The sequence below is a fragment of the Pseudomonas sp. SB113 genome, assembly GCF_040754745.1.
GTDB lineage: Bacteria > Pseudomonadota > Gammaproteobacteria > Pseudomonadales > Pseudomonadaceae > Aquipseudomonas > Aquipseudomonas grimontii.
In genome coordinates this window covers 211294-236930 of the sequence record NZ_JBFMHW010000002.1, presented here as the reverse complement: position 1 = coordinate 236930, position 25637 = coordinate 211294, and the positions used below count along the sequence as shown (strand labels likewise).

Genomic DNA, 25637 nt, shown 5'->3' with positions numbered 1-25637 from the left:
GCTCCAACTTATCCAGGCGGTGGATTTTTGTCGGAGCGAACCTGTGACGGATGGACGCACTGAAACCAGTGCTGTGCTTGGCGCACAAGAGCTGTTCGATTGTCGAACAACATCCCGGACGAAGCACAAGAGGACTCGCCGGGTGACGAGAAATCTTGTTCCCTACGCAGGCGTTAACCTGATCAGGTTCAACGGGATCCGGTATTTACCGATCTCAGCCTTCCAACAAGGCACCCCGACAAGAACGAGGCCAGTCTAGACCATGCCGTGGGCAAATTGCCAATAGCGGTGCATTCAGCGTGATGAATGGCGTGATTGCGGGATTGTTGCGCCGCTGCCGCGCCACTACACTCGGGAGCCGCCTCACTGCTTGACGCCAGGATTGGCCAACCGTAGCCTTGAGCGCTAAATTATCACCATAATATTCACACTAGGGATCGCCTCATGCTGCGCAAACTTTCACTGGCTCTCGCCGTGTCTTGTGCGACCAACGGAATGGTCTGGGCAGCTGAAGCGCCCTTGTCCGCAAAAACCGACCTGGTCAGCGTCTATCAGGAAGCAGTGGATAACAACGCCGACCTGGCGGCCGCCCGCGCCCAATACGGCGCGCAGAAAGAAGTCGTGCCCCAGGCTCGCGCCGGGTTGCTGCCGAACCTGTCGGGCGGTGCCGACATCAATAACGTGCGCACCCAGATCGACACGCCGGCGGCCACTGCCAACCGCGACGCCCACTCCTGGCGCGCGACCCTGAGCCAGCCGCTGTTCCGCGCCGATCGCTGGTTCCAACTGCAAGCCGCCGAGGCCACCAACGAACAGGCGGCGCTGCAACTTTCGGCCACTGAACAGAACCTGATCCTGCAAAGCGCCGAAAGCTACTTCGCCGTGCTGCGCGCCCAGGACAACCTGGCCTCGACCAAGGCCGAGGAAAATGCGTTCAAGCGCCAGCTGGATCAATCCAACGAGCGCTTCGACGTGGGCCTGTCGGACAAGACCGATGTGCTGCAATCCCAGGCCAGCTATGACACTGCACGGGCTAACCGGATCGTCGCGCAACGCCAGGTGGATGATGCATTCGAAGCGCTGATTACCCTGACCAACCGCCAGTACAACTCGATCCAGGGCATTGTCCACACGCTGCCGGTGTTGCCGCCGCTGCCCAACGACGCCAAGGCCTGGGTCGAGACGGCCGGCCGCCAGAACCTGAACCTGCTGGCCAGCAACTACGCCGTGACTGCCGCCGAGGAAACCCTCAAGCAGCGCAAGGCCGGCCACGCCCCCACCCTGGACGCCGTAGCGCAGTACGAAAAAGGTGACAACGACGCCCTTGGCTTCAGCAACCCGAATGCCTTTGGCACGCCCTACCGGGGCGACGTGGAGCAGCGCACCATCGGTTTGCGCCTGAATATCCCCCTCTACAGCGGCGGGCTGACCAGTTCGCAAGTGCGTGAGTCGTACTCGCGCCTGGGCCAGACCGAGCAGCAACGCGAAGGCCTGCGTCGCCAGGTGGTGGAGAACACGCGCAACCTGCACCGTGCGGTGAACACCGATGTGGAACAGGTACAGGCGCGCCGCCAGTCGATCATCTCCAACCAGAGCGCGGTGGAAGCCACCGAAATCGGCTACCAGGTGGGTACCCGCAACATCGTCGACGTGCTGGATTCACAGCGCCAGCTGTACTCGTCGGTGCGCAACTACAACAACAGCCGCTACGACTACATCCTCGATAACCTGCGCTTGAAGCAGGCGGCGGGCACCTTGAACCCAGGGGATCTGCAAGACCTGACGCGCTACCTCAAGGCCGACTACAACCCGGATCGCGACTTCCTGCCGCCGGACCTGGCCAAGGCCGCCGCCGAGCAACTCAAGGCCCGCCCAGGCTACTGAACACACCCTAAAACCAATGTGGGAAGGGGCAAGCCCCCTCCCACATTTGGATCGGTGTCGGATCAGTGAGAGATCAATCGGCCCAACCCATCCAGCAGACGCTTCAGCGCCCCCTGATTGGCCTGCATCACCTTGAGCCCCGCCTGCGCCATCCTGCGTGCATCCTGCGGCAGCTCGAATAGCTGCCGGACCGCCTCGGCCAACCCTTCTGCGTCCTCCACCTCTCGCAACGCACCCGCTTCGCGCATCATCGCGGTGATTTCGAGGAAGTTGAACACGTGAGGGCCCATCATCACCGGCTTGGCCAGCGCGGCCGGTTCCAGCGGGTTATGCCCACCGGTCGCCACCAGGCTGCCGCCGACAAAAGCGCTGTCGGCCAGGGCATAGAGAAACAGCAGCTCGCCCATGGTATCGCCGAGCAGTACCGAGGTTTGCGTGGTAACGGGCTCACCGCTTGAGCGACGCACCGTGGTAAACCCTTGTTGCGCGCACAACTCGAACATCGGGCCGAAGCGCTCTTGATGACGCGGCACCAGAATCAGCAGCGCATTGGGATAGCTTTCGAGCAGTTGCCGGTGGGCCGCAAGCACTACTTCATCTTCGCCTTCGTGGGTACTGGCGGCGATCCATACCGGACGTTCAGAAGCGCCCCATTGCTCGCGCAGGGCGGCGGCGCGCAGCGGCAGCTCGGGGTCGATGGTCAGGTCGAACTTGATGGAGCCGGTGACCTCGACGGTTTCCGGGCGCGCGCCCAGGCTCAGGAAACGCTGGGCCTCGGTTTCGGTCTGTACCGCGAACAGGCTCATTTGCGCCAGCATCGGCCCCGTCAGTTTGGCGAAACGCGCATAGCCCTTGGCCGAACGCGCCGACAGCCGCGCATTGGCCAAGGCCACCGGAATACCGCGCTGGGCACAGGCGTGAATATGGTTGGGCCACAACTCGGTCTCCATGATCACCGCCAGCCTGGGCTGTACACGATCAAGAAAACGCTTGGCCGCACAGGGCAAATCGTAAGGCAGGTAGCAATGCTGGATGCGCGGCTCGTTGGCGAACAACGCCTGGATGCGCTCGGAACCGGTGGGCGTCATGCAGGTGACGGTGATCGGCAGTTGTGGATAACGCTCCAGCAAGCCGCGAATCATCGGCGCAGCGGCAATGCTTTCGCCCACCGACACGGCGTGCACCCAGATCCCGCCCGGTCGCATCACCGGCAAGCCATAGGAAAACCGCTCGCCGACGCGCTGGGCATAGGCCGGTGCCTTGCGTGCGCGCAACCATAGACGTAAGGCCACCAACGGCAGCGCCAGGTAAAACAGACAGCTGTAGAGAGTTCTATTCATGGCGGCGGAGTTTATCGGCTTTTTCAGTCGATCGCCCGCAGGCACTCGGTAAAACGTTCGGCAAGAAAGCGCGCAGCCGGGCCCAGCGGTTCGTCACGGCGCCACACCAACTCAACCACCAGGGCCGGCGGGGTCCATTCGCTGTCGAGTTCGACCATGTGGTTTTGATAGGCGGGGTACTGCACCACGTGCCGGGGCAACCAAGCCCAGCCCAGGCCACGGATCAGCCATTCGGCCAGCACATAGAAGCTGTCGGCTCGCCACACCTGCGGGCTGGCGGCCTCGCTGCCGGGGTAAACACTGGTTTGGGTCGACATCAGCAACTGGCGAAATTGCGCCAGGCGCTGGCAATCCACGAAATTCTGCGTGGCCAAAGGGTGATTGCGCCCGCAGACGGTGACCATCTCGACACTGCCGACCACCCGCCGCTCCAGCGCCTCGGGGATCTGGTCGTGATAAAACAGCATGCCCAGGTCAGCCTTGCGCTCTACCAGCTTGCGGGCAACATCGCCTTGGGCAGCGCTCGAAAGCTGCACTTCCAGGTTCGGAAACTTCCCAGCCAGGGCATCGAGGCTGTCGAGTACCGGCTGGTACAGCATTGCCTCGTCCTGGGCCAGGCGCAGGCGGGCTTCTTCACCGCGCATCAACGACAGTGCACGCCCATTGAGGCGCTCGCATTGACGCAACACTTCCCTGGCCTCTTCGAGCAACACCGCGCCGGCCTCGGTCAGACGCGGCTGGCGGCCACTGCTGCGCTCAAACAGGCTCACGCCGAGGTCTGCTTCCAGCATGGCAATGCCGTTGCTGACCGCCGACTGCGCCTTGCGCTGCCCACGCGCCACCGCCGAAAACGAACGCTGCTCGGCGACGCTGACAAACAGGCGCATCTGCTCCAGATTCCACTGCACGCTCATGGCTTAACCCATCTTTATTTCGGATAGGTAATGACTTTACCCCATCTGATAAAACTCTAGAATGCCGGCCTTATCAGATTGCTTTACACCGAGGACTCACCCATGAACGCCGCTTACTGCTACCTGGCCATTGCCATCTGCTCGGAAGTGATCGCCACCGTTTCCATGAAGGCCATCAAGGGCTGGAGCACCCCAATCCCGCTGTTGCTGGTGATCGTCGGCTACGGCGTGGCGTTCTGGATGCTGACACTGGTGGTGCGTACCGTGCCGGTCGGCGTGGCCTACGCAGTATGGGCCGGGATGGGCATCGTAATGGTGAGCATTGCCGCGCTGTTCATCTATGGGCAGAAACTGGACGTCCCGGCCATGCTGGGGATGGGCCTGATTGTGCTGGGCGTGGTGGTCATCCAGTTGTTCTCGAAAACCGCAGGGCATTAAAAGCAGCAGTAAGTTGCGAGCTACAAGCGGCAAGAAAGAGCGCCGCGAATCGCTTCTAACTTGCCGCTTGCAGCCGATAACTTGTCGCTGCGCGCTATACTGGGCTCCCTTTTCTATCCACGAGGTCTCGCGCGCATGCCTATTTCCACCGACGTGTTGATTGTCGGCGCCGGGGTTGCCGGCCTCTGGCTGAATGCGCGCCTGCGCCGCCAGGGTTTTTCCACGGTTGTGGTGGAAAGTGCCACGCTGGGTGGCGGGCAAAGCGTGAAATCCCAGGGGATCATTCACGGCGGTGCGAAATATGCGCTGCACGGCGCCCTTACCGGCGCCTCCGAAGCCATTGCAGACATGCCGCGCCGCTGGCGTGAAGCCCTGGCCGGCGACGGCGAACTGGACCTGTCCGGCGTACGCGTGCTCTCACAGGCCCATTACCTGTGGTCCCCTGGCACGATCGCCGGCAACCTCACCAGCTTTTTCGCCAGCAAGGCCGTGCGCGGCCGTGTCGACCAGGTCAAGGGCGACGATCTGCCGCCTGCCCTGCAAGACCGTCGCTTCAAGGGCAAGGTCTATCGCCTGGCCGAACTGGTGGTGGACGTCCCTAGCGTGATCGAACGCCTGGCACGGTTGGCCGGTGATGGGTTGCTCGCCGGGCAACATATCGAACCGCTGCGCGAAGGTGACAGCCTGGTGGGCTTGAAGGTCGATGGCCGCGAAATCCGCGCCCAGCGCATCGTCTTGAGCGCCGGCGGCGGTACCGCTGAGCTGCTGGCCGCCCTCGGCCTGAGCCAGCCGGCCATGCAAAAACGCCCCCTGCACATGATCATCGCCAAAGGCCCGGGCCTGAAGCCGCTGTACGCGCACTGCCTGGGCGGCGGTACCAAGCCACGCCTCACCGTCACCACCCATCCCGCCGCCGACGGCAATTGGGTCTGGTACATGGGCGGTGACATTGCCGAGGCCGACGGCGTGGCACGTACGCCGGAAGAACAGATCGCCACCGCACAGAAAGAGCTGGCCCAATTGCTGCCCTGGATCGATATGAGCCAGACCCAGTGGGCGACACTGCGCGTCGAGCGTGCCGAGCCATTGCAATCGGGCCTGAGCCGGCCTGACAACGCCTTCGTCGCCGAAGACGGCCGCTTGCTGGTGGGTTGGCCGACCAAGCTGGCTTTAGCACCAGACTTCGCCGACCGAGTGATCAACAGCCTCGAACGCGACGGCATCCGCCCCAGCGTATCGGAGCCTCTGCCCGACCTGCCAAAACCCGCCATCGGCGTACCGGCCTGGGAGCAACTGTTGCCATGAGCCTGCCGACCTTGCACGACCTGCACCGCCCCTTGGGCAGCACCGGCCTGCTGGTCTCGCCACTCGGCCTGGGCACCGTCAAGCTGGGCCGCGACCAGGGCGTGAAATACCCCAACGGCTTCCAGATCCCGGATGACGATGAAGCCCGGATGTTGCTGCGCCAGGCCCGCCAGTTGGGCATCAACCTGATCGATACCGCACCGGCCTATGGCCGTAGCGAAGAACGCCTGGGGCCGCTGTTGCGCGGGCAGCGCAAAGATTGGGTGATCGTCAGCAAAGTCGGCGAGGAGTTCGAAAATGGTGTGTCCCGGCACGATTTCAGTGCCGCCCACACGCGCATGTCCATTGAGCGCAGCTTGAAACGACTTGAAACGGATTTTATCGATCTGGTGCTGGTGCACTCCGATGGCAACGACCTGCACATCCTCAACGACTGTGAGGTTTACCAGACCCTGGCGCAGTTGAAGCAAGAGGGCAAAATTCGCGGTTTCGGCTTCTCCGGCAAAACCATCGAAGGTGGCGTGAAGGCTCTGGAACAAGGTGATTGCGCGATGGTCACCTACAATCTGAACGAACAGGCGGAAAAAGCCGTCATTGATTATGCGGCGGCCCATGGCAAGGGCATCCTGGTCAAAAAGGCGCTGGCCAGCGGCCATGTGTGCCTGGAACCGGGAATGGATCCAATACACGCCAGTTTCATGCTGTTGTTTGCGCAAACGGGCGTCGCCAGTGCTATTGTCGGGACCATTAATCCGCTGCACCTGGCCCACAACGTGGCGACCGCTGCCAAGGTCATTCGTCAACTCTGATGCCGCCGACGCGGCCGACCCCGTCGCAAGAAGGAGCCGACATGCCGCGAACGCTCATAAGAAAAAACCCCAGCAACTTCAAAACACTGCCGCTGCACGTCGAAGCCACGCCAGAAGGCCTGAGTTACCAGAGCGTGGGCATGCCGCTCAATTTCGCCCAGACCCTGCAACGGCGCAAGCCGGTAGACGTGCCGGACGCCGAACGCTTCGCCCTGGAACTGGCCAACCTCGGCGTCTCGGTGCGCCTGACCCTGCACTGGCAAAACAAGGATTACTGGGTGTTGGTGCGCCAGCGTCGCCAAGACCGTGGCGATGTGGTGCTCAAGCTGATCTCCGGCTACGTCCCGGCAAACGAATTGAACCTGCCGCTGCACACCGCCATCCAGGAAATTGCCGAAGAATGCCTGCTGGAAACCCCTGAAGGCTGGCTCAGCGGGCGCTTCAACGACACGTGGCTGCCGGCCCCCTACTCCGCCGCGCTGCATTACCGCGAAGCCTTGCCGTTTCGCTTGAGCCCTTTGTCTGGCGCCGCGCGCCCGGTACGTTGCTCGACTACCCAACTGATCGAGCGCCCGCGGGCCTACGTGCATCTGCCGACCGCGTCGCTGCAACTGATTTATGACCTGCGTCTGGAAGTGCCGAAGGAAGCCAAATCCCTGAGCCTGTTTCACGTGGATGAGAGACTGGAAGGCGATCAGTTGGTCGCGCGCCTGGACCGCAAGCGTCCGGACCTGTACCTGATGCCGCTCAAGGACGGCCAGCCCCTTCCCGAGCTGTACACCGTAAAAAAAGACCAACTGTATCCGGCCAGTACACGGGGCCTGTACCTGGCGGAAAGCTTCGCCCGGCAGGAGGGCTGGCTGGTGCGGGATGAGCGCATTCGCTGGAAGGATTGGCTGAGGCAGCAAGGCCTGGCAGAGCCTGAGAAAGAGTCGAAACTCAAGCGCCTGACCGGCAAGGCCAAACAAATGCTACGCAAGATCGTGCCCAAGAAAAAAGCCAGCCGCTAAGGGCTGGCTTCGATGACTGTAGGAGCGAGCTTGCTCGCGAAAAACGCAAGGGCACCGCTTTAAATCAGGATACCCGCGTTATCGTTGACGAGCTTCGCGAGCAAGCTCGCTCCTACAGGTGAACAGTCAGCCTTTGAGCAACCGCGCCAGGCCAACCGCCAATGGGGTCGGCTCAGGCAACTTGAAGCTGGCCAGCAAACGCTGGTTATTCGCCCGCGAATGCCGAATGTCTCCCGAGCGTGCCGGCCCGTAAGTCACGGCGGGCAACGTACCAATTGCCTCTTCCAGTGCCTGCAGCACCTGCTTGAGGGTAGTAGTGCGGTTCCAGCCGACGTTGATCGCACCCAAAGGCGGCTCCGGGGCTTCGATGGCCTGCACCAGCACGTCCACCAGGTCTTCCACATACATGAAGTCGCGGGTCTGCTCGCCATCGCCGAATACGGCAATCGGCCTACCCTGTTGTGCACGCTCGCAGAAGATACTGATCACACCGGAATACGGCGATGACGGATCCTGGCGCGGGCCGAAGATATTGAAGAAGCGGAAAATCACCGGTTCCAGGCCATGTTGGCGACGGTAGAAGTCGAAGTAATGCTCGCCGGCCAACTTGTCGGACGCATAGGGCGTCAACGGCGCCTTGGTGGTCTCTTCGTCAATCGAAGCGCCCTCGCCGTTGTTGCCATACACCGCCGCACTGGAGGCGAATACCACACGCTTCACACCGGCCTTGCGCATGGCTTCGCAGACATTCAGGGTGCCGACGAAATTGCTCTGGTGCGTACTGACCGGGTCATCCACCGAAGCCTGCACGGAAGCCACCGCTGCCAGGTGCACCACCGCCGTCGCGCCGACAGCGGCACGCGCCACCAGCCCCGCATCGGCGACATCGCCCTCGAGCAGCTCGACGCGCGGGTTGTCCAGCGGCAGGTTGCTGCGCTTGCCTGTGGACAGGTTATCCAGCACACGCACTGCGTAGCCCTTGGCAAGCAGTGCATCGACCAGGTGCGAGCCAATAAAGCCCGCGCCACCGGTGATCAGGACCAACGGATCAGCCTTACTCATTGTTGCGGATCTTCTCGACAATGGCGGTGGTCGAGCTGTTCTCAACCAGGCCCAGCACTTTGACCTTACCGCCGTAGGCGCTGACGATATCGGCACCGACCACCTGGTCGACGGAGTAGTCGCCGCCCTTGACCAGCACGTCCGGCTTGACCTGGGCCAGCAGGTTCTCCGGGGTCGCTTCAGGGAAGCTGATCACCCAGTCCACCGCGCCCAACCCCGCCAGTACCGCCATGCGCCGGTCGACACTGTTGATCGGACGGCCCGGGCCTTTAAGGCGGCTGACCGAAGCGTCATCGTTGACCGCGACGATCAGGCGATCACCTTGGGCGCGAGCCTGCTCCAGGTAGGTCACATGGCCGGCGTGCAGGATGTCGAAACAGCCATTGGTGAACACAATGCTTTCGTTGTGGGCACGGGCATCGTCAATCGCCAGCAGCAATTGCTCGATGCTCAGGACACCACGCTCCGAACCTTCGGAGCGCTGGATCGCGCGACGCAGTTCAGGCGCGCTGATCGCGGCCGTGCCCAGCTTGCCGACCACAATGCCCGCCGCCAGGTTGGCCAGGGCCACGGCGTGGGGCAGTTCTTCGCCGGCTGCAATGGAGGCAGCCAGGGTGGAAATCACGGTGTCACCGGCGCCGGTGACGTCGAACACTTCACGGGCACGCGCCGGCAGGTGCATCGCCGGGTGACCGGGACGCAGCAGGGTCATGCCGTGCTCGCCACGGGTCACCAGCAAGGCGCCCAGGTCAAGGTCGGCCATGAGTGCCGCGCCTTTGCTCACCAGTTCGTGCTCATCGGCGCAACCGCCGACGATGGCTTCGAACTCGCTGAGGTTCGGCGTGATCAGGCTGGCGCCTCGATAAATCGAGAAGTCCTTGCCCTTGGGATCGGCCAGTACCGGGATGTTTCGCGCCTTGGCGGCCTGGATCAGCTCCTGGTGGTTCTTCAGGGCGCCTTTGCCGTAGTCGGACAACACCAGCACCTTGATACCTTCAAGCAGCGCGTCGACCTGGCCACTGAGGGCCAGGGCGTCGGTGGCGAAAGGTTCTTCGAAATCGATACGCAGCAATTGCTGGTGACGGCTCATTACCCGCAGCTTGACGATGGTCGGCTGGTGAGCAATGCGCTGGAACTGCGCGCGTACGCCGGCACCGCGCAGGCTGTTGGCCAGGCTGTCGGCGGCTTCGTCGTCACCGGTCACCCCAACCAGGGAGGCCGGGGCGCCGAGTGCGGCAATATTGAGGGCAACGTTGGCAGCGCCACCTGGACGGTCTTCGATTTGCTCGACCTTGACTACCGGTACCGGCGCCTCAGGGGAAATCCGTGAGGTACCGCCATGCCAGTAACGGTCGAGCATGACATCGCCGACCACCAAGACAGGGGCTTGATCGAATCGCGGCATGGACAACTTCATGGAGCAACCCACATACAAAATGAACAGGGGCGCGATATTAGCACAGGGTGAGCGCCGCCTAGTTCGAGAGCTTTATCCGCGATGCATCAGGCACATAAACTGATCACTTTTTAAACAAAACCGCCAGGATCTGCTCCACGGCGGCAGCCAGCTCGACCTCATCGGTATTGATCTCGCAGTCGGCCGCAAGCGGCGCCTCATAGGGGCTGTCCAACCCGGTGAAGGCCTTGATGCGCCCGTCCAGTGCCGCACGGTACAAGCCCTTGGGATCACGCCGGGCACATACGTCAAAGGGGGTGCTGATATAAACCTCAAAGAATTGTCCCGGCCCGAACAGTGCCCTGGCGGTCGCCCGATCGACGCTGAATGGCGAGATCGCCGAAACAATGACAATCAATCCTGCGTCCACCATCAGCCGCGCCACTTCGCCGATACGCCGGATATTTTCTTTGCGCGCCGTATCGCTCATGCCCAGGTCATTGCACAGGCCCGTACGCAAATTATCGCCATCAAGCACGAAGGTGTGCCGCCCCTGCTCGTTGAGATGTACTTCCAAGGCATTGGCCAGGGTCGACTTGCCGGACCCGGACAGCCCCGTCAGCCATAGGCAGCACGGCTGCTGGTGCTTGAGCGCCGCCCGTGCCGCCGCCGACAACGATAGGCCAAAGGGACGGACGGCAGCGCAACCGCCGGCAAGCAACTGGCTACTCATAACCCAACACCTCGTAATCACGTTGATAGGCACGCCTGACCAGGCGCCGCGTACGCGAGTTGCAAAAGTCCCTGACCGGCTCGTTGCGACGCCCCAGTGAAACATTCAGATGTGGCAGGGATGAGTCCACGCCGAGGCGTTCACACAGGTGCTGGAAGTCTTGCTGCAAAGACTCCTGGCGCCCGAGGAAGTCCATGGCCATTTGGCCCATGTGATCGACCAGGAAGTCGGTCTGCGGAGCAAAGTGCAATTGGCGTCGCAGGTTGTCCGGGTGCAGCCAGCCGGCAATGAAATGGTCGAAGTCACGGAAGCTGGAAACCAGCGCCTGGGCTTGCAGGTCGCGAGCGCCCATAGGGTTGCCGCGCAAGTAGGTGTAGGCCGAGTAGGCGCGCTCCAGCGGGTCACGTACGAAGGCAAACTTGAAGCTGCGCTCGCAGTGTTGGGGAAATTGCTGCTCATACCAGTAATACGGCAAATGCCCCGGCCAGCGCCCCTCGAGAAGTGCCGAGCACACACTGCTGCCGGCGCATTTGGGCACATGGATAAACACGCATTGGTGTCGCTCGAAGGCCGGGTTAAGCGTTGCCACCCCAGACAGGGATTTGTTCACCGCCTGGCGATCCACCACCGACAAACGCCCCAGCAGAAACACCCTCTGGTGTTTGGGAAGCAGTTTCCACAACAGACGTTGCAACATTCCAATACCCACGCAAGAAGGTTAGCCCTCTCGTTCGTCATTCGAATCGAGAAGGCCAACATAACAAACGATAGGCGGTGGATTATTTGGCTTTGGTCAAGCCCTGTAACGGGCCTGATACAAACACCGAGGCGCATTGCGCGCCCCGGTTTGTCAGGTGATGTTCGCCGTCGCCGGCTCGTCCAGCCCCATGGCGTGCAGGCGCGAGTAATAGCCGCCCTTGGCCAGCAGTTCGACATGCGTACCACGTTCGACAATTTCACCGTGGTCCATCACCAGAATCAGGTCGGCTTTCTCGATGGTGGACAAACGGTGCGCAATCACCAGGGTGGTGCGGCCCTTCATGACCTTGTCCAGTGCAGCCTGGATGTGCCGCTCGGATTCGGTATCCAGCGCCGAAGTCGCCTCATCCAGAATCAGCAGCGGGGCATTTTTCAGCAGGGCCCGGGCAATCGCCAGACGCTGGCGTTGACCACCGGAAAGCAACACGCCGTTTTCACCGACTTCGGTGTCCAGGCCTTTTGGCAGTTCCGCAATGAAGTCCATGGCGTAGGCGTCGGCGGCGGCTTTCTCGATGTCGGCACGCGGCGCATCGGCCAGGTCACCGTAGGCGATGTTGTTGGCCACGGTGTCGTTGAACAAGGTCACATGCTGGGTCACCTGGGCCACATGCCGACGCAGGTTACGCAAGCGATAGTCCTCGATCTCGACCTCGTCCAGCAGGATTTCCCCGGTTTCGTGATGGTAGAAACGCGGGATCAGGCTGGCCAGGGTCGACTTGCCGCTGCCCGAACGCCCGACCAGGGCGATCATCTGCCCAGGCGCTGCGCTGAAGCTGATGTTCTTGAGCACCTCACGCTCCGCGCCGGGGTAGGTGAAGCTCAGGTTGCGCACGTCGAGGCGACCGCTGACGCGATCGCGCTCCACAGTGCCCAGGTCGACTTCAGGTTCTTCATCCAGCTGCTCGAAGATGCTCTCGGCACCGGCCACGCCTTTCTGGATCGTCGAGCTGACTTCCGACAGCTGGCGAATCGGCTTGGGCAGCAGGCCCGCCGCGGTAATGTAGGCCACCAGGTCACCCGCCGTGGCTTCACCGCGCAACAGCAGCACCAGGAACATCAACGCGGCCATGGCCGTGTAGATCACCAGTTGCAGCATCGGCGTATAGACCGCACCGGTCTTGTTCATGCGCAGCTGCTTGTCGGTGTTGCCCTGGCTGGCGGCGGCAAAGCGACGCTCCTCGTAGCCTTCGCCACCGAAGCTGCGCACCACGCGGTAGCCCTGGATGGTCTCGGAGGCGACGTGGGTCACGTCGCCCATTGCAACCTGGATCTTCTTGCTCTGCTTGCGGAATTTCTTGCTGGTGCTGCCGACCATGATTGCGATCAGCGGCAGGATTGCCAGCATTACCAAGGTCAGCTTCCAGTTCATCCACAGCAGGTAGCCGAACAGGAACACCACCGTCAGGCCTTCGCGAATCACGACCTTGATTGCGTCCGTGGCAGCACCGGTGACCATGGTCACGTTGAAGGTGATACGGGAAATCAGGTGCCCGGAGTTGTGGGTATCAAAATAGCGGTTAGGCAACACCAACAGCTTGTTGAACAGCTGGACCCGCAGGTCATGCACCAACCCCAGGGAAACCTTGGCCAGGTAGTAGTTGCCCAGGAAAGACCCCAGCCCCTGCCACGCGGCGATCAGGATGATCAGCAGCGGCACGGCCATCAGCAGCTTCAGGTCCTTGAACAACGGGATCTTGGGCAGGAACACCACATCGGGGTTGCTCAAGCCATCGACGAAATACTTGAGAATCCCGGCGAGCATTGGCTGGGTCGAAGCAAAGATCACGAAGCCCACGATACTCAGCAGGAACATGCCGAGGTACGGTTTCACATAGCCCAGCAGCCGGAAATAAATTTTCAGGCTGGATTCCTGGTCCGCTTTGGGCGGTGCGTCACTCATGTGTCGAGCTCACTGATTGGGTAGGACGCGAACTTTATCACACGCGTCGGGTTTGGCCCGAGCCCAGACCAAAACACTGGCCAGCGCAATCGGCAGCCAGGAGATAAACCACTCGGCCCGCGGCGTGCCGGTCAGGCTGGCGGCATCGAACTGCATGGCCAGGAACGAAAACACCCACATGCCGATGATGCCCTTGCCGTAGAGGGTGTCGCGGGCCTTCCAGGCTTGCCACAGCACACCGAACCACAGGCCGCACCAGAGCAGCAGGCCCGGCAGGCCCAATTCGATCGCCACGTGGGAGAACAGGTTGTGGGCGTGATCGAAATAGAGGTTGTCGGCAAAGACCTTGTAATCCCCGCCCAGGCCCAGGCCGGTCCACGGGCGCTCAGCAATCATCTGCATGGCTGCCATGAATATCTGTGGTCGGTAAGAAACACCCCGCGACAACATCAGCGATTGCATGGCAAAGAACACAGCCAGCGCAGCCACGACCGCCCCAATAGCGATGACGGCAGTACGGCGGTCACGGCACCAGGCCGGCATGGCTACAACCGTCAGCAGCAATGCCAATGCGGCGCCGCGGCTTTGACTCAGCACCACGAACAGCCCAAGCAATGCGATGGACACTGCCCATGCCACCTGCATCCAGCGACCACGCGGCAGCCAGTGCAACAACCAGACGGCCGCCAGGCCAATCACATAGGCGCCCAGGATCGGATGACTCAACTGGCCCAAGCCTTCGAGGCGTGCATACCAGGCGTTATGCTCAAAGCCATAGAATTTGATGATCGCCAGGAGCGACGACAGGGCCAGGCCGAAACCGCCCCATTGCATCACACGGATCACCTGCTCGGTCCGGCCACAGGCGAGTACGGGGAAAAACAACAGGAACACGCCGATGTACAGCAGACGCTTGGCTTCGCGCGAAGGGTCCTCGGCATTGGTCCACGACAGGCTGATCGCCCCCCAAGCTGCCAGCAACCCAACCATCAGGCAAATCCAGCGCTGTTCGCGCCAGACTTCCATGAGACGCTCACGCGCCGACCAGGCAAACACCATGGCCGGCAACCACAGGAACAGTGTCAAACCCTGTTGATAAATCTTGTTGGTTGGCGCGAAGGCAATAGCCAACAAAAACCAAAGTAACCCGAAAATCATCCATACCTGCGCCCAACGACTTGCTTGCATCACCCGCTCCTGAATACGTTCAACCCGCCAACCCGGCATGGTTAAAACCCAAAACTTTCGGCATTATTACCGATCACTGTGCCCGCGACTCCCACAAGGCTTTCCGACGATGCAATGTTCAAGGCTTTCCCAAGCCGATTTAACCGCGATGATTGAAGGTGCCAAAATCCTGGAACAGGACAGCTATGGCCCCAAAGTCTACCTGCTGACCGACGGGAATATCCTCAAACTGTTTCGCCGCAAGCGCCTGCTTTCGTCCGCGCTGTTTCGCCCGTACTCCAAGCGCTTCATCGACAATGTGGCGCAGTTGCAACAGCGCGGCATCCCGACCATGACCGTGCTCGCGTTCTTTCAACTGACGGCGCCCGGCATGACCGCCGTACTCTACCGTCCTTTGCCGGGCGAAACGCTGCGCCAGATTTCCAACCGTGAAGGTTTTGACTGGCACACGAACCTCGGCCCGCTGGTAGCCCTTATTCGCCGCCTGCATGGCGCGGGTATCTACTTCCGTTCGTTGCACCTGGGCAATATTGTCGTGACACCGGACAATGAAATGGGCCTGATCGACGTGGCCGACATGCGCTTCCTGCGCGCGCCTTTGAACCCGGAACTGGCAAGGCGCAACCTGCAACACTTCGCGCGCTATATTGCGCGCGAGAAGCTGAACGAACGCTTTCCAATGCAGGCACTGGAGCAAGCGCTGCTAGCGGCATGAGAACAGCCGCCGGGTGGTTTCAGTGAAATCGTTCCAGGCTTGCTCCGGCGCCAACGCCCGCGACTGAGCCTCGACAACCTGTTCGCCGGAACTCACGAACGCGCGCGTCAGCAGCTGGCTCCAGGACGCGGCGCTGTCTGCGGGCGCGTACCAGCCGGCATCACCCAGCTGTTCGCGAAACACCGCCAGCTCGCTGGTCAGTACGGGCACGCCGGCCATCACCGCCTCTTGCAGGATCAACCCCAAGCCCTCTTCCGTCGACGGAATGGCGACCCAGTCAAACGCCCGATATAGAGTCGCCGCCTCCGGAAGATGCCCCGGCAGGGACACCTTCTCGCGCAAGCCAAGCGCCTCGATATGCGCCTCAAGTCTGGGCCGCGCAGGCCCCTCGCCGATGATCACCAGGCGTGCATGCGGCTGATCGGCCGTCGCACTGGCGAAGGCCTCCAGCAAACAGCCAAACCCCTTGCCGTCTACCAGTCGACCTACCGCACCCACTGCCGGCGAGCCGTCCAACGGCAGTCCCAGGCGCGATCGAGCCTGCTCACGGGAAAGCGCTGCGGCACGAAAAACAGCAGGGTCGAAGGCACTGCGCAACACCGCCACGGGCCGTTGCAGGTAACGCTCAAGGGAGCTGGCGAGGGTTTGCGACACGGCCGCCAGCGTCAGTTGCGACGCTGGGAGCTGCTCGAAGAGCTTCTGATCAGCTTTGCGCAAGCGCGTGACACCATGAAAAATCACCACGGCGCGCACCTGCGGCAGGTGTTTGAGCATCGGCAAAAGCACCCGTGCGACACCGATGCCATCAAGCAGCACAACCTGCACGTCCTCAGGCAGGGCCTTCTTGAAGCGCGCGCGCATCCAGGGCATCAGGCACTTCCACAGGTGCCGCCCCTTGAGCCTGGCAGATGAGAGGTTCCACTCGACGGCCCGTTCGACCAGGCCATCGCTACCGACCGCACTGCCCTGAAGCAACCAGGTGTGCACCGGTACGTCGCTGTCGACATGGGACAAGATTTGCTGATGAACCTTCTGCACCGAAGCAAATGCAGAGCCACCAGCCCACATGATGTTGAGAATACTCATCGAAAAAACCTTATTGCGGCGTTGGTGTGGCTCGTCGTATTTACGGGTGAATCAACCAGCCGATGCCGACCCCCAGGATCAGCATGAGTACCAGCTTGATCCGCTCTCGCCGCTTGCGCCGTGCCTTGGTCAAGCGCTCTTCCGCCGTCGCCACATGCAAACCGAAACCGGTGTGCAAGACCGCATCGCCTTCCAGGGTAACGGCGGCCAGGTTCAACTGCGCGTAACGCCTGGAAAGCCCCTTTTCACCCTCGAACCCGGCATAGGGCGCACATAACCAGTACTCTTTGATACGCCGCAGGCCCGGGTTCAACGAGAACCCTTGCCACTCAGGCTTATCGGATAGCAAGGGATAACAAGGCACCCCGCCAATCACCTCGCGCGGCCCTAGATGGATATAGGGGCTGTGTACCTGCAAGTCATAAACGTAATTGCGCAACCAGACCTGGAGAATATCGGGACGCTGCTCCAGCACCGTCTTCGAATCCTCGACAAAACCGGGTCGATAAAACGCCCAGTCATCTTCGCAATGGAATATGTACGGGGTCTTGACCGACCCGTAGGCCAAATCGATGGATGCCAATTGCCCCAGCTTCGGGCGGTTGATCAAGAACGTGCAATGACTGAGCCAGTGCTCAGGAATCGCCAGGCGTACCGCGTCATCGCCAGCGTCTTCGGTAATGAAGACTTCGCGGATCTGCGCTGTATTGAACAGATCGAAGCTCGCGAGCGTGCGCTTCAACAAATCGAAGCGACCGCAACTGGTCACGACGAGCGTTATGTCGCTTTGAGCGGAAAATTGCATTCGAGCCTCGATAATATCATATAGCCACTATTCAGGGCCAGCCGGCATATATCAAACGCCCAGTTTCAAGCGCAACCTTTCCAGCAAACTCAACGGCGCTCGGGGCCGCAGCGGCGGCTTGAGTACCTCGACAATGCGCTGGCCGATGCGCGCAAAGCTGAACTGGCTGACGGCGAGGTCCTGCCCGTTTTGCGCAATTTCTGCCGCCAGCTGCGGATTTGATCGCAATAAGGCGAGCTTTTCCTGCAACTGGGGAATGTCTTTGTAGAACACCACATTGACCATGTCCTTGAAGCCAAGGGCTTCGTTCTCCGCAGCGCCTTGGTCAAACGCCAGCAGCACGCAACCACAGGCCATGGCCTCGAAGTTCTTGATCATGTACTCGCCCATGCCCACATCGGCACTGACGAAAAAACGAATCCGGTTGAGGGTAGCGCAGTATTCCTCACCCGACTTGGTACGCGTGACCACCAACGGCTCAACGCGGGCCAACTCATCGAGCAACGCCTTGCGACCACTGTAGGCCACGCTGTTGGTGCTGCCGACAAATGCCAGCTCAATGTCGCGCTCGAGCCCCTGGGTCCGTAACAGTGCCTGATCGTAGCCCTTGGGCACGAACACCGCATCAAAGCCTTCCGCACGCAGGCGCTCGGTCACCATATGGCCCGAGCTGATCACCCGCGCCCACGGCAAGCGGCGGTAATGCGCGCTGAACTTGCCGGTGTATTTGCATGGAATGTAATTCTGGTAGGCATCGTGCTCGAGGATCACCAGGTTCGGGATCGTGCGGATAAACCCGGCCTGGCGAATTTCCTGCTTGAACCGCAGGAAGAACACGATGCGGTCATAACGGGTCACGTCGACTTCGCGCTTGAAGTAACCGCGCAGGTTGCGCTGATCAGCGCTGCTCAGCCAGCGGGTATCACACTCGCAGTGCTCGGCGATGCCTTCGTACAGGCGATCCAGAATCGCGCGCTGTTCTTTCTGTACCAGAAACAAAACTTTCATGACCTTTCCTTTCACAAACGCCAGAACAACTCATGCCGTCGCACGGCCTTGCGGAAAAACTCGTTCTCACCATAAGGCGACCGCGCCCGGCCCGCCAAGGCCCGCTGCAGCCAGCGCCGCACACGGCGCTTGAACGGCGGTGAAGGTTGCAGGTCATGCATCATGCCCAGCGCCATGGCTTTGTCGCGCTGCAGGGCCTGCGACAGCGGCAGGCTGCACGGCCACAGTTCCAACGAGTCATCGAACAGCGGCGGCAGGGCAATACCGGCGCCCGCGTCACCCATGGGCCAGCGGTCGTTGTCATGCAGGTGGTTGGCGTAACCGAGCACGGTGCTCGGCTGCCATTCCAAGCCTTGCAAGGCCTCGATCACCGCCTGCTGCGCGCAGATGTGGTCCGGATGGGGATCCAGGACCGGATGCGGCAAGACGATCACTTCAGGGCGCGCGGTCAGCAGTAACTGACGCAGATCGGCGAGCAGGTTCTGCCAGGTCGGCAGACCATCGGCATCCGCCGGCAGCGGGAAAGGGTTGAATTGGCGAAACAGGCGAATGTCCGACAGCTCAGCTTCGCGCGAAGCCACAGGCTGATCCGGTGTAGCGCGCATCGCCGGCAATTGCAGGCAGAAGTAACCCAGCTGTACGCAGTGCGCCTGTGGCACACCGGCCCAAAGCGGCACCGCAATGCTGTCCCAGGCGCGCAGGCGCCCTTTGATCCGCGAGGCCTCGACCGGATCCAAGCCCATGTGCTGATAGTGCTCGGCTTCGATTTCACCGGCGGTGAGGGTCACGATCCACGGCTTGTCGGCCTGACTGTAAAGGCCGAAGGCAGCTAATTCGGCATCGTCGGCATGAGGCGCGATGACCATGACCCGCTGTGTCGAATAGTCCGGCGTGCCCCAGGCCCACAGCCGAGGGGCGCCCTGCACGGCGCAAAAGCGCCCGCGCAAACGCAGCTCACCAGACATCAGGGCCGGGGCCCAGCCACTGAGGTTCAGATAACGGACACCGTTCACCCCACGCTCGAAGGCCTGCCGGTCCGTGTTGTCGCCAGCCGAAATCTCAACCACAGGGTCGAGAAAACGTCCCAGCCAACCGCTCTTGACCTCGATAGCCAACACCAGCGTCGCCTCGGCTTGCAGCGGCGAATCCACCCGCAGCCGGTTACCTTCGAAGCGGACTCGAGCCACCTCGGCATCCGCCGAAAAACGGTATTGGTAGTCTTCGTTGGGCGCATAAAACAGATGGTCGGCGAACCATGCCTCATGGGCGACCCAGGCCAGCACACCAAGCACCAGCGGCAACCACCAGGCCCCCCAGATACCAATCACCACCAGCAACAGCAGGCCAATCAGCAGGCCAACCCGTTTATTGCGCCGATGACGCTTGAGCAATTGCTGTTTGCGGCTCATACGGTCAGCACCGGCACAGGGTTGCACCAACGGTCCTTGTACTCGCGGTCGGCACGCCCGAAGGAGAACCGCAGCGGCTTGCCGACTTCACGCGCCTGTTCCCAGGCGCTCTGGGTATTAAGGAAGCTCAGGACGCTGCCCGGACTGAACGCACGGGTTTCAGGGTCGACGCCGCCATTGACGTACTCCACGCTGATCCACTCCGGCGACTCGACCCGATACACCAACTGGATAGCGATGGGCGCGTCATTGAGGAAAATCACCGATCCGATCAGCCATTCGCGCAACAGCTCGATCACCTCGGCCATACGTTCGGCGCCCGTGGCGACAAAGCCCCAGCGACGCAGGAACAGATCGCAGTAGATCGCGGCCAGTTCCTCGCTGGAAAACTCGCTCACCGGCCGCACCACACCTCCGGCCTCTTCGAGCAAACGCAGCTCGCGGCGCTGGTTGTAGCGGAACTTCTTCGACAGTTCTTCCGGGGTGCGGGCCATGGCCAATTGTTCGGCCTGGGGCTTGAGGCCGCTGAAACGACCTTCATTCAGGGCCGACAAGTAACGTGCGCGGTGCCGCAAGGGCGCCTGGGCTTGAGGCGCGGCGGGCAGGATCAACTCGGCGTTACCCAGGTCGAACAGGCCTTTTTTGCCGCGCTGCTTGAGCACGTCCTTGGACAAGGCCAGGTCTCGCCCCCAGGTCGCAATGCACGCCTGAAGCTCGCCATCCGGTGCCCAGGCCAGGTAACGCACCGGGATGTCGGCCAGCCCGGCCAAACGTTCGATCACTTGTGGGTGGGTCGCGACACTGCCGCCAAAACGTTGCCAGGCATCGCTGTAGACCGGCGCGTCGACGACGGACCAGCCGCGCTCGCGCCAGCCTTGGAATCGATTGAGCATCAAGCCCCCGCGGTCAGTTCAATAACGTGCGGCAATTGCCAGAAGGTATCGCGTACCGCCTGATCCGAGAAACGCTCGCGCAGGCGCTCCAGCATCATCTCGGCGCACTGCCGTTGCTGGTGTTGATCCATCGCTGCCAGGTGCCGCAGCCCCTGGGCAAGGTGTTCGGCATCGCCGAAGGGAAACAGGATACCCACGCCCTCGACCACTTCCTTCGCGCCGCCACAGGCCGTAGCCAGCAACGGTACGCCGGCCGCCATGGCTTCCAGCAGCACCATGCCAAAGGGTTCGTGATCGGAGCTCAGGGCAAACACATCGAATGCCCGGAAGTACCGACGCGCATCCGGCACCTGGCCGAGGAACAGTACCTTGTCGGCAATGCCCAGCTCCCGCGCGAGTTCCTTGAGGTCTTGTTCCAGGCGCCCGCTGCCGAGGATGGCCAGGCGGCTCTCCACCGGCAAGTGCGCCAGCGCCAAGGCAAAGCCCTTGAGCAACGTGGCTTGGTCTTTGTCCGGGTGCAGGCGGCCGACGTTGCCGACCACCCATTCGTCCGGCGACAGCCCCAACGCATCGCGTGCCTCCTGAACAGGCACCTGAGTGGCCTGCAAGGCGTCAACGTCGATGCGGTTGTACAACGTCTGGATGCGTGCCGCCGGCCAGGTCGGCAGGCAGTGGCGCATGTCATCACGCACAGCGTCGGAAACCCCCAACAGGCTCAAGCGCCTGCGAAAGATCCCGGCAAACAGCTTGCGGCTGCGGCGCTGGTAATCACCAAAGGCGTGGTGCACGCCAATCACCGGCAGCCGTGTGCCGAGCAAGGCGATGTAGATCGGCTTGAAACGGTGGGCGATACAAAATCTGAAGTTGCGCGACGCGGCGATCTTGCGCAGTTCACGGATGGCACCCAGCTTCAGGCCACGAATGGCCTTGGAGCTGAATTCCATGAACAACACTTCATCGGATGCACAACCGGCGGCCACTTGCGGGTCGGCGACCCCGGTGAGAAACACCGTGGTCACCTTGTAGCCGGAGCCTGCGAACAAACTGGCGTACTGCCGCGCGCAGTCCAGGAACGGCCCGTCATAGCCATGGCAGAACTGCAGGACGTGGCGTTCAGCCGAGCGCGTCATAAGGGTCCACGCCGTCTTTGACGACCAGGATGTCTTCCATGATCAGGTACTGCAGGTCGGAGCCGAAGAACATGTTCAGCGCGTCGGTCGGCGAGCAGATCATCGCTTCGCCACGACGGTTGAGCGAGGTGTTCAGGGACACGCCATTGCCGGTCAGTACTTCCAGTTCTTTCATCATGTCGTAGTAGCGCGGGTTGTATTCGCGCTTGAGCACCTGGGCGCGGGAGGTGCCATCTTCATGGACCACTTCCGGCACGCGGGTCTTCCACTCTTCCGACACTTCAAAGGTGAAGGTCATGAACGGCGCCGGGTGATCGACCTTGATCATCTGCGGGGCCACGGTGTCGAGCATCGACGGGCAGAAAGGCCTCCAGCGCTCGCGGAACTTGATCTGATGGTTGATGCGGTCAGCCACGCCGGTCGCGCTTGGGCAACCGATGATCGAACGACCGCCCAGGGCGCGCGGACCAAACTCCATGCGGCCCTGGAACCAGGCCACCGGGTTGCCGTCGACCATGATCTTGGCGATGCGCGCAGGCATGTTCTCGATCTTGCGCCAGTTCGGCTTGCTCTCGTGCTTGGCGCACGCGGCGATCACGTCTTCGTTGCTGTAGGACGGGCCGAGGTAGACGTGTTCCATCTTCTCTACCGGTACACCACGGGCGTGGGACACGTAAGCGGCGGCACCGACAGCGGTGCCGGCATCGCCGGACGCCGGCTGCACGAACAGCTCTTTCACGTCGTCACGGGCAATGATCTTCTGGTTCAGCTTGACGTTCAGCGCACAGCCGCCGGCGAAGGCCAGCTTGCCGGTGTCCTTGAGGATGTCGCCCAGGTAATGGTCGATCATCTGCAAGGCCAGCTTTTCAAACAGCGCCTGCATGCTGGCGGCGTAGTGGATGTAAGGCTCGTCGGCGATGTCGCCTTCGCGCTTGGGACCCAGCCACTCGATCAGTTTCGGCGAGAAGTAGAAGCCCTTGCCCTTCTCTTTATAACGGCGCAGGCCGATGACGTTGGCGTAGTCGGTGTTGATCACCAGTTCGCCATTTTCAAACGAGGCCAGGCGCGAGAAGTCGTACTTGCTGGCGTCGCCGTACGGCGCCATGCCCATGACCTTGAACTCGCCGTCGAGCATCTCGAAACCGAGGAACTCGGTGATCGCGCCGTACAGGCCGCCGAGGGAGTCCGGATCGTAGAATTCCTTGATCTTGTGGATCTTGCCGTTCTCGCCGTAGCCGAAGAACGTGGTGGCGTACTCACCCTTGCCGTCGATCCCGAGGATCGCAGTCTTCTCCTGGAAGCCGGAGCAGTGGTAGGCGCTGGAAGCGTGGGCCAGGTGGTGCTCAACCGGTTCGATCTTGATTTTCTTCGGATCGAAGCCCAGTTGCTCCAGGCACCAGACGATCTTGTTGCGATAGCGCTTGTAGCGACGGTTGCCCATCAGGATCGCGTCGAGTGCGCGGTCCGGGGCGTACCAGTAACGCTTGGCGTAGTGCCAGCGCGCCTCGCCGAACAGGCTGATCGGGGCGAACGGGATCGCCACCACATCAACGTCGGAAGGCTTGATGCCGGCCTGTTCCAGGCAGAACTTCGCCGACTCGTAGGGCATGCGGTTCTTTGCATGTTTGTCGCGTACGAAGCGCTCTTCTTCGGCGGCCGCGATCAGCTTGCCGTCGATATACAAGGCTGCGGAAGGATCATGGCTAAGGGCGCCGGACAGGCCAAGAATCGTCAATGCCACAGGGGTCTAGCCTCTTTTAGTCTGCATGCAGGCGGGTTGCGCCTGAAAAAAGTGTGCTTCCCGCCTGGGCAGGAAACAGCTAAAGGGCGGGATTATAGCTTAAAAGTGATGGGAAGCTGTTAGCTGGACGGGTTAGCGAAGCTCAACGCTGCCGTCAACACTTTGCAGGTAGACCGTGTAGGGCAAGATAAGCGTATCGAGCACACCGGAGACCGGCACATCCAGGACGGCCCAGGGAATCCCGTTCAACGAAAACCCACCTGCGGAATTCGGCGGCCCATGCAGGACACACAGGTCATAAGCCACGCCGCTGTAGACACGCGGGACAGTCTGGCAATAGGTTTTCTTCTCCTTAAGTTCCCTCACGGTGACGCCATCACCACGCAAAACCGTGGTCACCGTACCGCAACCGCCCATACTCAAAGACATTCCCACCAACACCAGCAGCCGCACGATAAGGTTGCGCATATTTATTCTTCTTTCTTCAGTTAATGCAGGGACCGAAAACCTAGCACCACGAAACCCGCGACTCAGGCATCCTGGGTCGATGAATAGCGTAGGAAGCTTCCTGTTCCGACCTGCTGCAAGGAACTCGGCAGAACAAGAGGCTATGCCGGCGCCGGCGCGGCGTACCAGTTCTAACCAGTACGCCGCCCTCAAGAAGCACAGGGTTCAGCCGAAAACCGTTGATCATCATGAAACCCTTTATCCGCAAGGAACCCCCATGAAACGCATCGTGGTTGTCATCGGCCTCGGCTTGCTCAGTGGTTGCAGCCTTCAAGCCATGAGGGGCGGGGCCAAGGCCGAGCCGGCGTTTGGCGAAGTGCTCAAGCAACCCCCACTGGCCGATTCGATCCTGCGCGATGGCGACAAACTCAGCTACCAGGTTCAGGTAACACCGCGCAAAGGCTCCAGCGTGCCGGACATCGCACAGGTCCGCGCATCGTGCGCCTCACCGGAAGCCAGCCTGCTGTTCCTGGAATCCCCAGGTACCTTGGCCGCCAACGGCCAGCCCACGCGCTTTACCGTGATGCGTGACCTGACGCCAGTCGTGATCGCCAATCTCAAGCAGAACACCGGATTTATCGACGCCTGCGCCCACACGCCACGCGCAGACTGGCGGGTTATCAGCGGCACAGGGACTCAACGGCAGTTGCTGATCGACCGCGCCAGCGTAAAGCGCACGGGTGATAGCGTGAAGTTCTGGGGGGCCGTTGATGAGCCGTTCATCCTCACCAACAAACTCAAGAAGGTGCACTACGCCCAAACACGCATGCTTTTGCAGACCGATTGCAGCCGCCAGACCTACCGCCCCCTGGCAACGTTCGGCCTGAATCAGAACAACGTGGTCACTTTCGGCAATATCGAAACCGCGCCTCAGGACGCGCCCTTCAGCTCGGCCGAAGCCAATACCCAGGCCCTGCTCAAGGCGGCCTGCGCACCATCGCTCGAACAGCTGCCGGTTGCGACCGCCCGCACCAAGGGCCGGGAAATACTAACCCCCGCGCCACTATCGGCAGACGTGGTGAGCGCAATCAACGCACTGGGCATGCCCACTCCCGCCAAGTCCTTGCGCCATCTGGTGGAAAAGAGCGAAAGCTCGACCACCCTGCTGCACGACCTGTTTATCGAGCCGAGCGATGATAGCGGCCAGTTACACATCCGCAACGTCTCCGATTACTCAACCTCTGTCACCACATCCTTCCGAGGCCTTTTCAGCCTGACCTACCAGTCTCAATTTGAATGGCAGGGGCTGTCCCGCTCAGCCGCCAGCCACGTTCAACAACTGAGTTTCAGCGGCGACTGGAAACAGATGCCGGTCGGTGCAACGCTAGGGTTCAGCTTCAAAGACCTCAACCGCGATACCGCCGAAGACGACCGGGTACTCGGGCGCACCTATACCTGCTTGGTGGCGCGTGAACTCTCGGCCAGCAAAATCAACGCGGCCCTGAGCGGCAACGCCACGGAACTGAATTGCACGGTGATTGGCGAGAGGTACAACGCCACCAGCACCGAGATGTACTTGCAAGATTACGGGTACTTCTTCACCCGCCAGAGTGTGGTCAACGGTGACTATAAAACCCGCACCACCCTGGTAAAGGCTGAATAGCG

General features: G+C 61.4%; 23 protein-coding genes and 1 riboswitch. Of the genes, 7 read left to right on the top strand and 16 right to left on the bottom strand.

Annotated elements, in window-relative coordinates:
- Nucleotides 1-142: 142 nt before the first annotated feature.
- Nucleotides 143-248: riboswitch (TPP riboswitch) on the bottom strand.
- 196 nt (nucleotides 249-444) lie between these two features.
- Nucleotides 445-1884 carry a TolC family outer membrane protein gene (locus AB1462_RS03860; protein WP_259193375.1) on the top strand — a complete coding sequence of 480 codons (1440 nt, stop codon included), beginning with the start codon at nucleotides 445-447 and terminating at the stop codon, nucleotides 1882-1884.
- A gap of 62 nt (nucleotides 1885-1946) precedes the next feature.
- Here the strand turns inward: AB1462_RS03860 and waaA are convergent, their stop codons facing one another.
- Together waaA and AB1462_RS03850 are read right to left on the bottom strand one after the other, a co-directional pair.
- On the bottom strand, nucleotides 1947-3224 hold the full coding sequence (gene waaA, locus AB1462_RS03855; protein ID WP_367246205.1) for a lipid IV(A) 3-deoxy-D-manno-octulosonic acid transferase: 1278 nt from the start codon (nucleotides 3222-3224) through the stop codon (nucleotides 1947-1949).
- Nucleotides 3225-3247: 23 nt separating this feature from the next.
- Nucleotides 3248-4138 carry a LysR family transcriptional regulator gene (locus tag AB1462_RS03850; protein WP_090400887.1) on the bottom strand — a complete coding sequence of 297 codons (891 nt, stop codon included), beginning with the start codon at nucleotides 4136-4138 and terminating at the stop codon, nucleotides 3248-3250.
- 102 nt (nucleotides 4139-4240) lie between these two features.
- On the opposite strand from AB1462_RS03850, the gene AB1462_RS03845 reads away from it, so the two are divergent.
- The 4 genes from AB1462_RS03845 to AB1462_RS03830 all read left to right on the top strand — a co-directional run bounded on the left by AB1462_RS03845 (nucleotide 4241) and on the right by AB1462_RS03830 (nucleotide 7700).
- Nucleotides 4241-4576: a multidrug efflux SMR transporter gene (locus tag AB1462_RS03845; RefSeq protein WP_027604927.1), complete on the top strand. Its 336-nt coding sequence runs from the start codon at nucleotides 4241-4243 to the stop codon at nucleotides 4574-4576.
- 135 nt (nucleotides 4577-4711) lie between these two features.
- Nucleotides 4712-5881 (top strand): FAD-binding oxidoreductase, encoded by a 1170-nt coding sequence (locus AB1462_RS03840; RefSeq protein WP_090400888.1) that lies wholly within the window; start codon nucleotides 4712-4714, stop codon nucleotides 5879-5881.
- A complete protein-coding gene (locus AB1462_RS03835; RefSeq protein ID WP_090400889.1) occupies nucleotides 5878-6690 on the top strand; it encodes an aldo/keto reductase in 813 nt (270 codons plus the stop codon). Before AB1462_RS03840 ends, AB1462_RS03835 begins: the two co-directional genes overlap by 4 nt.
- A gap of 41 nt (nucleotides 6691-6731) precedes the next feature.
- Nucleotides 6732-7700 (top strand): metal ABC transporter ATPase, encoded by a 969-nt coding sequence (locus tag AB1462_RS03830; RefSeq protein ID WP_090400890.1) that lies wholly within the window; start codon nucleotides 6732-6734, stop codon nucleotides 7698-7700.
- A 126-nt stretch (nucleotides 7701-7826) separates the two neighbouring features.
- Here AB1462_RS03830 and AB1462_RS03825 read toward each other — a convergent pair whose 3' ends face one another.
- The 6 genes from AB1462_RS03825 to AB1462_RS03800 form a co-directional block, all read right to left on the bottom strand.
- Nucleotides 7827-8762 carry an NAD-dependent epimerase/dehydratase family protein gene (locus tag AB1462_RS03825; RefSeq protein WP_090400891.1) on the bottom strand — a complete coding sequence of 312 codons (936 nt, stop codon included), beginning with the start codon at nucleotides 8760-8762 and terminating at the stop codon, nucleotides 7827-7829.
- Nucleotides 8755-10179, bottom strand: coding sequence for a bifunctional D-glycero-beta-D-manno-heptose-7-phosphate kinase/D-glycero-beta-D-manno-heptose 1-phosphate adenylyltransferase HldE (hldE, locus tag AB1462_RS03820; RefSeq protein WP_090400892.1), 1425 nt, complete (start codon nucleotides 10177-10179; stop codon nucleotides 8755-8757). Before hldE ends, AB1462_RS03825 begins: the two co-directional genes overlap by 8 nt.
- Nucleotides 10180-10282: 103 nt before the next feature.
- Nucleotides 10283-10891, bottom strand: a complete 609-nt coding sequence (gene cysC, locus AB1462_RS03815) for an adenylyl-sulfate kinase (protein WP_090400893.1) — start codon at nucleotides 10889-10891, stop codon at nucleotides 10283-10285.
- Entirely contained in the window at nucleotides 10884-11588 is a 705-nt protein-coding gene (locus AB1462_RS03810; protein ID WP_090400894.1) for a sulfotransferase family 2 domain-containing protein, read from the bottom strand. The genes cysC and AB1462_RS03810 overlap by 8 nt, the downstream gene beginning before the upstream one ends.
- Before the next feature lie 153 nt (nucleotides 11589-11741).
- On the bottom strand, nucleotides 11742-13550 hold the full coding sequence (gene msbA, locus AB1462_RS03805; protein ID WP_090400895.1) for a lipid A export permease/ATP-binding protein MsbA: 1809 nt from the start codon (nucleotides 13548-13550) through the stop codon (nucleotides 11742-11744).
- Nucleotides 13551-13559: 9 nt separating this feature from the next.
- The gene (locus AB1462_RS03800; RefSeq protein ID WP_367246202.1) at nucleotides 13560-14738 is read right to left on the bottom strand and encodes an O-antigen ligase family protein; all 1179 of its coding nucleotides are present in this window, start codon (nucleotides 14736-14738) and stop codon (nucleotides 13560-13562) included.
- Nucleotides 14739-14886: 148 nt separating this feature from the next.
- Between AB1462_RS03800 and AB1462_RS03795 the strand changes: the two genes are divergently transcribed.
- A complete protein-coding gene (locus AB1462_RS03795) occupies nucleotides 14887-15453 on the top strand; it encodes a toluene tolerance protein (RefSeq protein ID WP_186731505.1) in 567 nt (188 codons plus the stop codon).
- On the opposite strand, the gene AB1462_RS03790 is transcribed toward AB1462_RS03795, so the two are convergent.
- The 8 genes from AB1462_RS03790 to AB1462_RS03755 all read right to left on the bottom strand — a co-directional run bounded on the left by AB1462_RS03790 (nucleotide 15442) and on the right by AB1462_RS03755 (nucleotide 23993).
- A complete protein-coding gene (locus AB1462_RS03790) occupies nucleotides 15442-16539 on the bottom strand; it encodes a glycosyltransferase (RefSeq protein WP_090400898.1) in 1098 nt (365 codons plus the stop codon). The two genes, AB1462_RS03795 and AB1462_RS03790, sit on opposite strands and share 12 nt — an antisense overlap.
- 40 nt (nucleotides 16540-16579) lie before the next feature.
- Nucleotides 16580-17344: a glycosyltransferase family 2 protein gene (locus tag AB1462_RS03785; protein ID WP_259193382.1), complete on the bottom strand. Its 765-nt coding sequence runs from the start codon at nucleotides 17342-17344 to the stop codon at nucleotides 16580-16582.
- A 51-nt stretch (nucleotides 17345-17395) separates the two neighbouring features.
- The gene (locus AB1462_RS03780) at nucleotides 17396-18352 is read right to left on the bottom strand and encodes a glycosyltransferase (protein WP_090400900.1); all 957 of its coding nucleotides are present in this window, start codon (nucleotides 18350-18352) and stop codon (nucleotides 17396-17398) included.
- A gap of 11 nt (nucleotides 18353-18363) precedes the next feature.
- Nucleotides 18364-19761, bottom strand: a complete 1398-nt coding sequence (locus AB1462_RS03775; RefSeq protein ID WP_367246199.1) for a PIG-L deacetylase family protein — start codon at nucleotides 19759-19761, stop codon at nucleotides 18364-18366.
- A complete protein-coding gene (locus tag AB1462_RS03770; RefSeq protein ID WP_090400902.1) occupies nucleotides 19758-20654 on the bottom strand; it encodes an antimicrobial resistance protein Mig-14 in 897 nt (298 codons plus the stop codon). The genes AB1462_RS03775 and AB1462_RS03770 overlap by 4 nt, the downstream gene beginning before the upstream one ends.
- Nucleotides 20654-21784 carry a glycosyltransferase gene (locus AB1462_RS03765; protein ID WP_090400903.1) on the bottom strand — a complete coding sequence of 377 codons (1131 nt, stop codon included), beginning with the start codon at nucleotides 21782-21784 and terminating at the stop codon, nucleotides 20654-20656. The genes AB1462_RS03770 and AB1462_RS03765 overlap by 1 nt, the downstream gene beginning before the upstream one ends.
- Nucleotides 21768-23525 carry a carbamoyltransferase gene (locus tag AB1462_RS03760; RefSeq protein WP_053139287.1) on the bottom strand — a complete coding sequence of 586 codons (1758 nt, stop codon included), beginning with the start codon at nucleotides 23523-23525 and terminating at the stop codon, nucleotides 21768-21770. Before AB1462_RS03760 ends, AB1462_RS03765 begins: the two co-directional genes overlap by 17 nt.
- A gap of 132 nt (nucleotides 23526-23657) precedes the next feature.
- Nucleotides 23658-23993, bottom strand: coding sequence for a YceK/YidQ family lipoprotein (locus AB1462_RS03755; protein ID WP_090400904.1), 336 nt, complete (start codon nucleotides 23991-23993; stop codon nucleotides 23658-23660).
- Between the two features lie 256 nt (nucleotides 23994-24249).
- On the opposite strand from AB1462_RS03755, the gene AB1462_RS03750 reads away from it, so the two are divergent.
- Complete coding sequence (locus tag AB1462_RS03750) at nucleotides 24250-25635, top strand: surface-adhesin E family protein (protein ID WP_259193385.1); 1386 nt, start codon at nucleotides 24250-24252, stop codon at nucleotides 25633-25635.
- Nucleotides 25636-25637: the final 2 nt, after the last annotated feature.

Excerpts from the sequence above, each read along its gene's own strand:
- AB1462_RS03810 (WP_090400894.1), bottom strand. The coding sequence starts at position 11,588 with ATGTTGCAACGTCTGTTGTGGAAACTGCTTCCCAAACACCAGAGGGTG.
- AB1462_RS03840 (WP_090400888.1), top strand. The coding sequence starts at position 4,712 with ATGCCTATTTCCACCGACGTGTTGATTGTCGGCGCCGGGGTTGCCGGC.
- AB1462_RS03780 (WP_090400900.1), bottom strand. The coding sequence starts at position 18,352 with ATGAAAGTTTTGTTTCTGGTACAGAAAGAACAGCGCGCGATTCTGGAT.
- AB1462_RS03825 (WP_090400891.1), bottom strand. The coding sequence starts at position 8,762 with ATGAGTAAGGCTGATCCGTTGGTCCTGATCACCGGTGGCGCGGGCTTT.
- AB1462_RS03750 (WP_259193385.1), top strand. The coding sequence starts at position 24,250 with ATGAAACGCATCGTGGTTGTCATCGGCCTCGGCTTGCTCAGTGGTTGC.
- waaA (WP_367246205.1), bottom strand. The coding sequence starts at position 3,224 with ATGAATAGAACTCTCTACAGCTGTCTGTTTTACCTGGCGCTGCCGTTG.
- AB1462_RS03835 (WP_090400889.1), top strand. The coding sequence starts at position 5,878 with ATGAGCCTGCCGACCTTGCACGACCTGCACCGCCCCTTGGGCAGCACC.
- AB1462_RS03775 (WP_367246199.1), bottom strand. The coding sequence starts at position 19,761 with ATGAGCCGCAAACAGCAATTGCTCAAGCGTCATCGGCGCAATAAACGG.
- AB1462_RS03770 (WP_090400902.1), bottom strand. The coding sequence starts at position 20,654 with ATGCTCAATCGATTCCAAGGCTGGCGCGAGCGCGGCTGGTCCGTCGTC.
- AB1462_RS03860 (WP_259193375.1), top strand. The coding sequence starts at position 445 with ATGCTGCGCAAACTTTCACTGGCTCTCGCCGTGTCTTGTGCGACCAAC.
- AB1462_RS03765 (WP_090400903.1), bottom strand. The coding sequence starts at position 21,784 with ATGACGCGCTCGGCTGAACGCCACGTCCTGCAGTTCTGCCATGGCTAT.
- AB1462_RS03785 (WP_259193382.1), bottom strand. The coding sequence starts at position 17,344 with ATGCAATTTTCCGCTCAAAGCGACATAACGCTCGTCGTGACCAGTTGC.
- cysC (WP_090400893.1), bottom strand. The coding sequence starts at position 10,891 with ATGAGTAGCCAGTTGCTTGCCGGCGGTTGCGCTGCCGTCCGTCCCTTT.
- AB1462_RS03800 (WP_367246202.1), bottom strand. The coding sequence starts at position 14,738 with ATGCAAGCAAGTCGTTGGGCGCAGGTATGGATGATTTTCGGGTTACTT.
- msbA (WP_090400895.1), bottom strand. The coding sequence starts at position 13,550 with ATGAGTGACGCACCGCCCAAAGCGGACCAGGAATCCAGCCTGAAAATT.
- hldE (WP_090400892.1), bottom strand. The coding sequence starts at position 10,179 with ATGAAGTTGTCCATGCCGCGATTCGATCAAGCCCCTGTCTTGGTGGTC.
- AB1462_RS03845 (WP_027604927.1), top strand. The coding sequence starts at position 4,241 with ATGAACGCCGCTTACTGCTACCTGGCCATTGCCATCTGCTCGGAAGTG.
- AB1462_RS03795 (WP_186731505.1), top strand. The coding sequence starts at position 14,887 with ATGATTGAAGGTGCCAAAATCCTGGAACAGGACAGCTATGGCCCCAAA.
- AB1462_RS03830 (WP_090400890.1), top strand. The coding sequence starts at position 6,732 with ATGCCGCGAACGCTCATAAGAAAAAACCCCAGCAACTTCAAAACACTG.
- AB1462_RS03850 (WP_090400887.1), bottom strand. The coding sequence starts at position 4,138 with ATGAGCGTGCAGTGGAATCTGGAGCAGATGCGCCTGTTTGTCAGCGTC.
- AB1462_RS03755 (WP_090400904.1), bottom strand. The coding sequence starts at position 23,993 with ATGCGCAACCTTATCGTGCGGCTGCTGGTGTTGGTGGGAATGTCTTTG.
- AB1462_RS03790 (WP_090400898.1), bottom strand. The coding sequence starts at position 16,539 with ATGAGTATTCTCAACATCATGTGGGCTGGTGGCTCTGCATTTGCTTCG.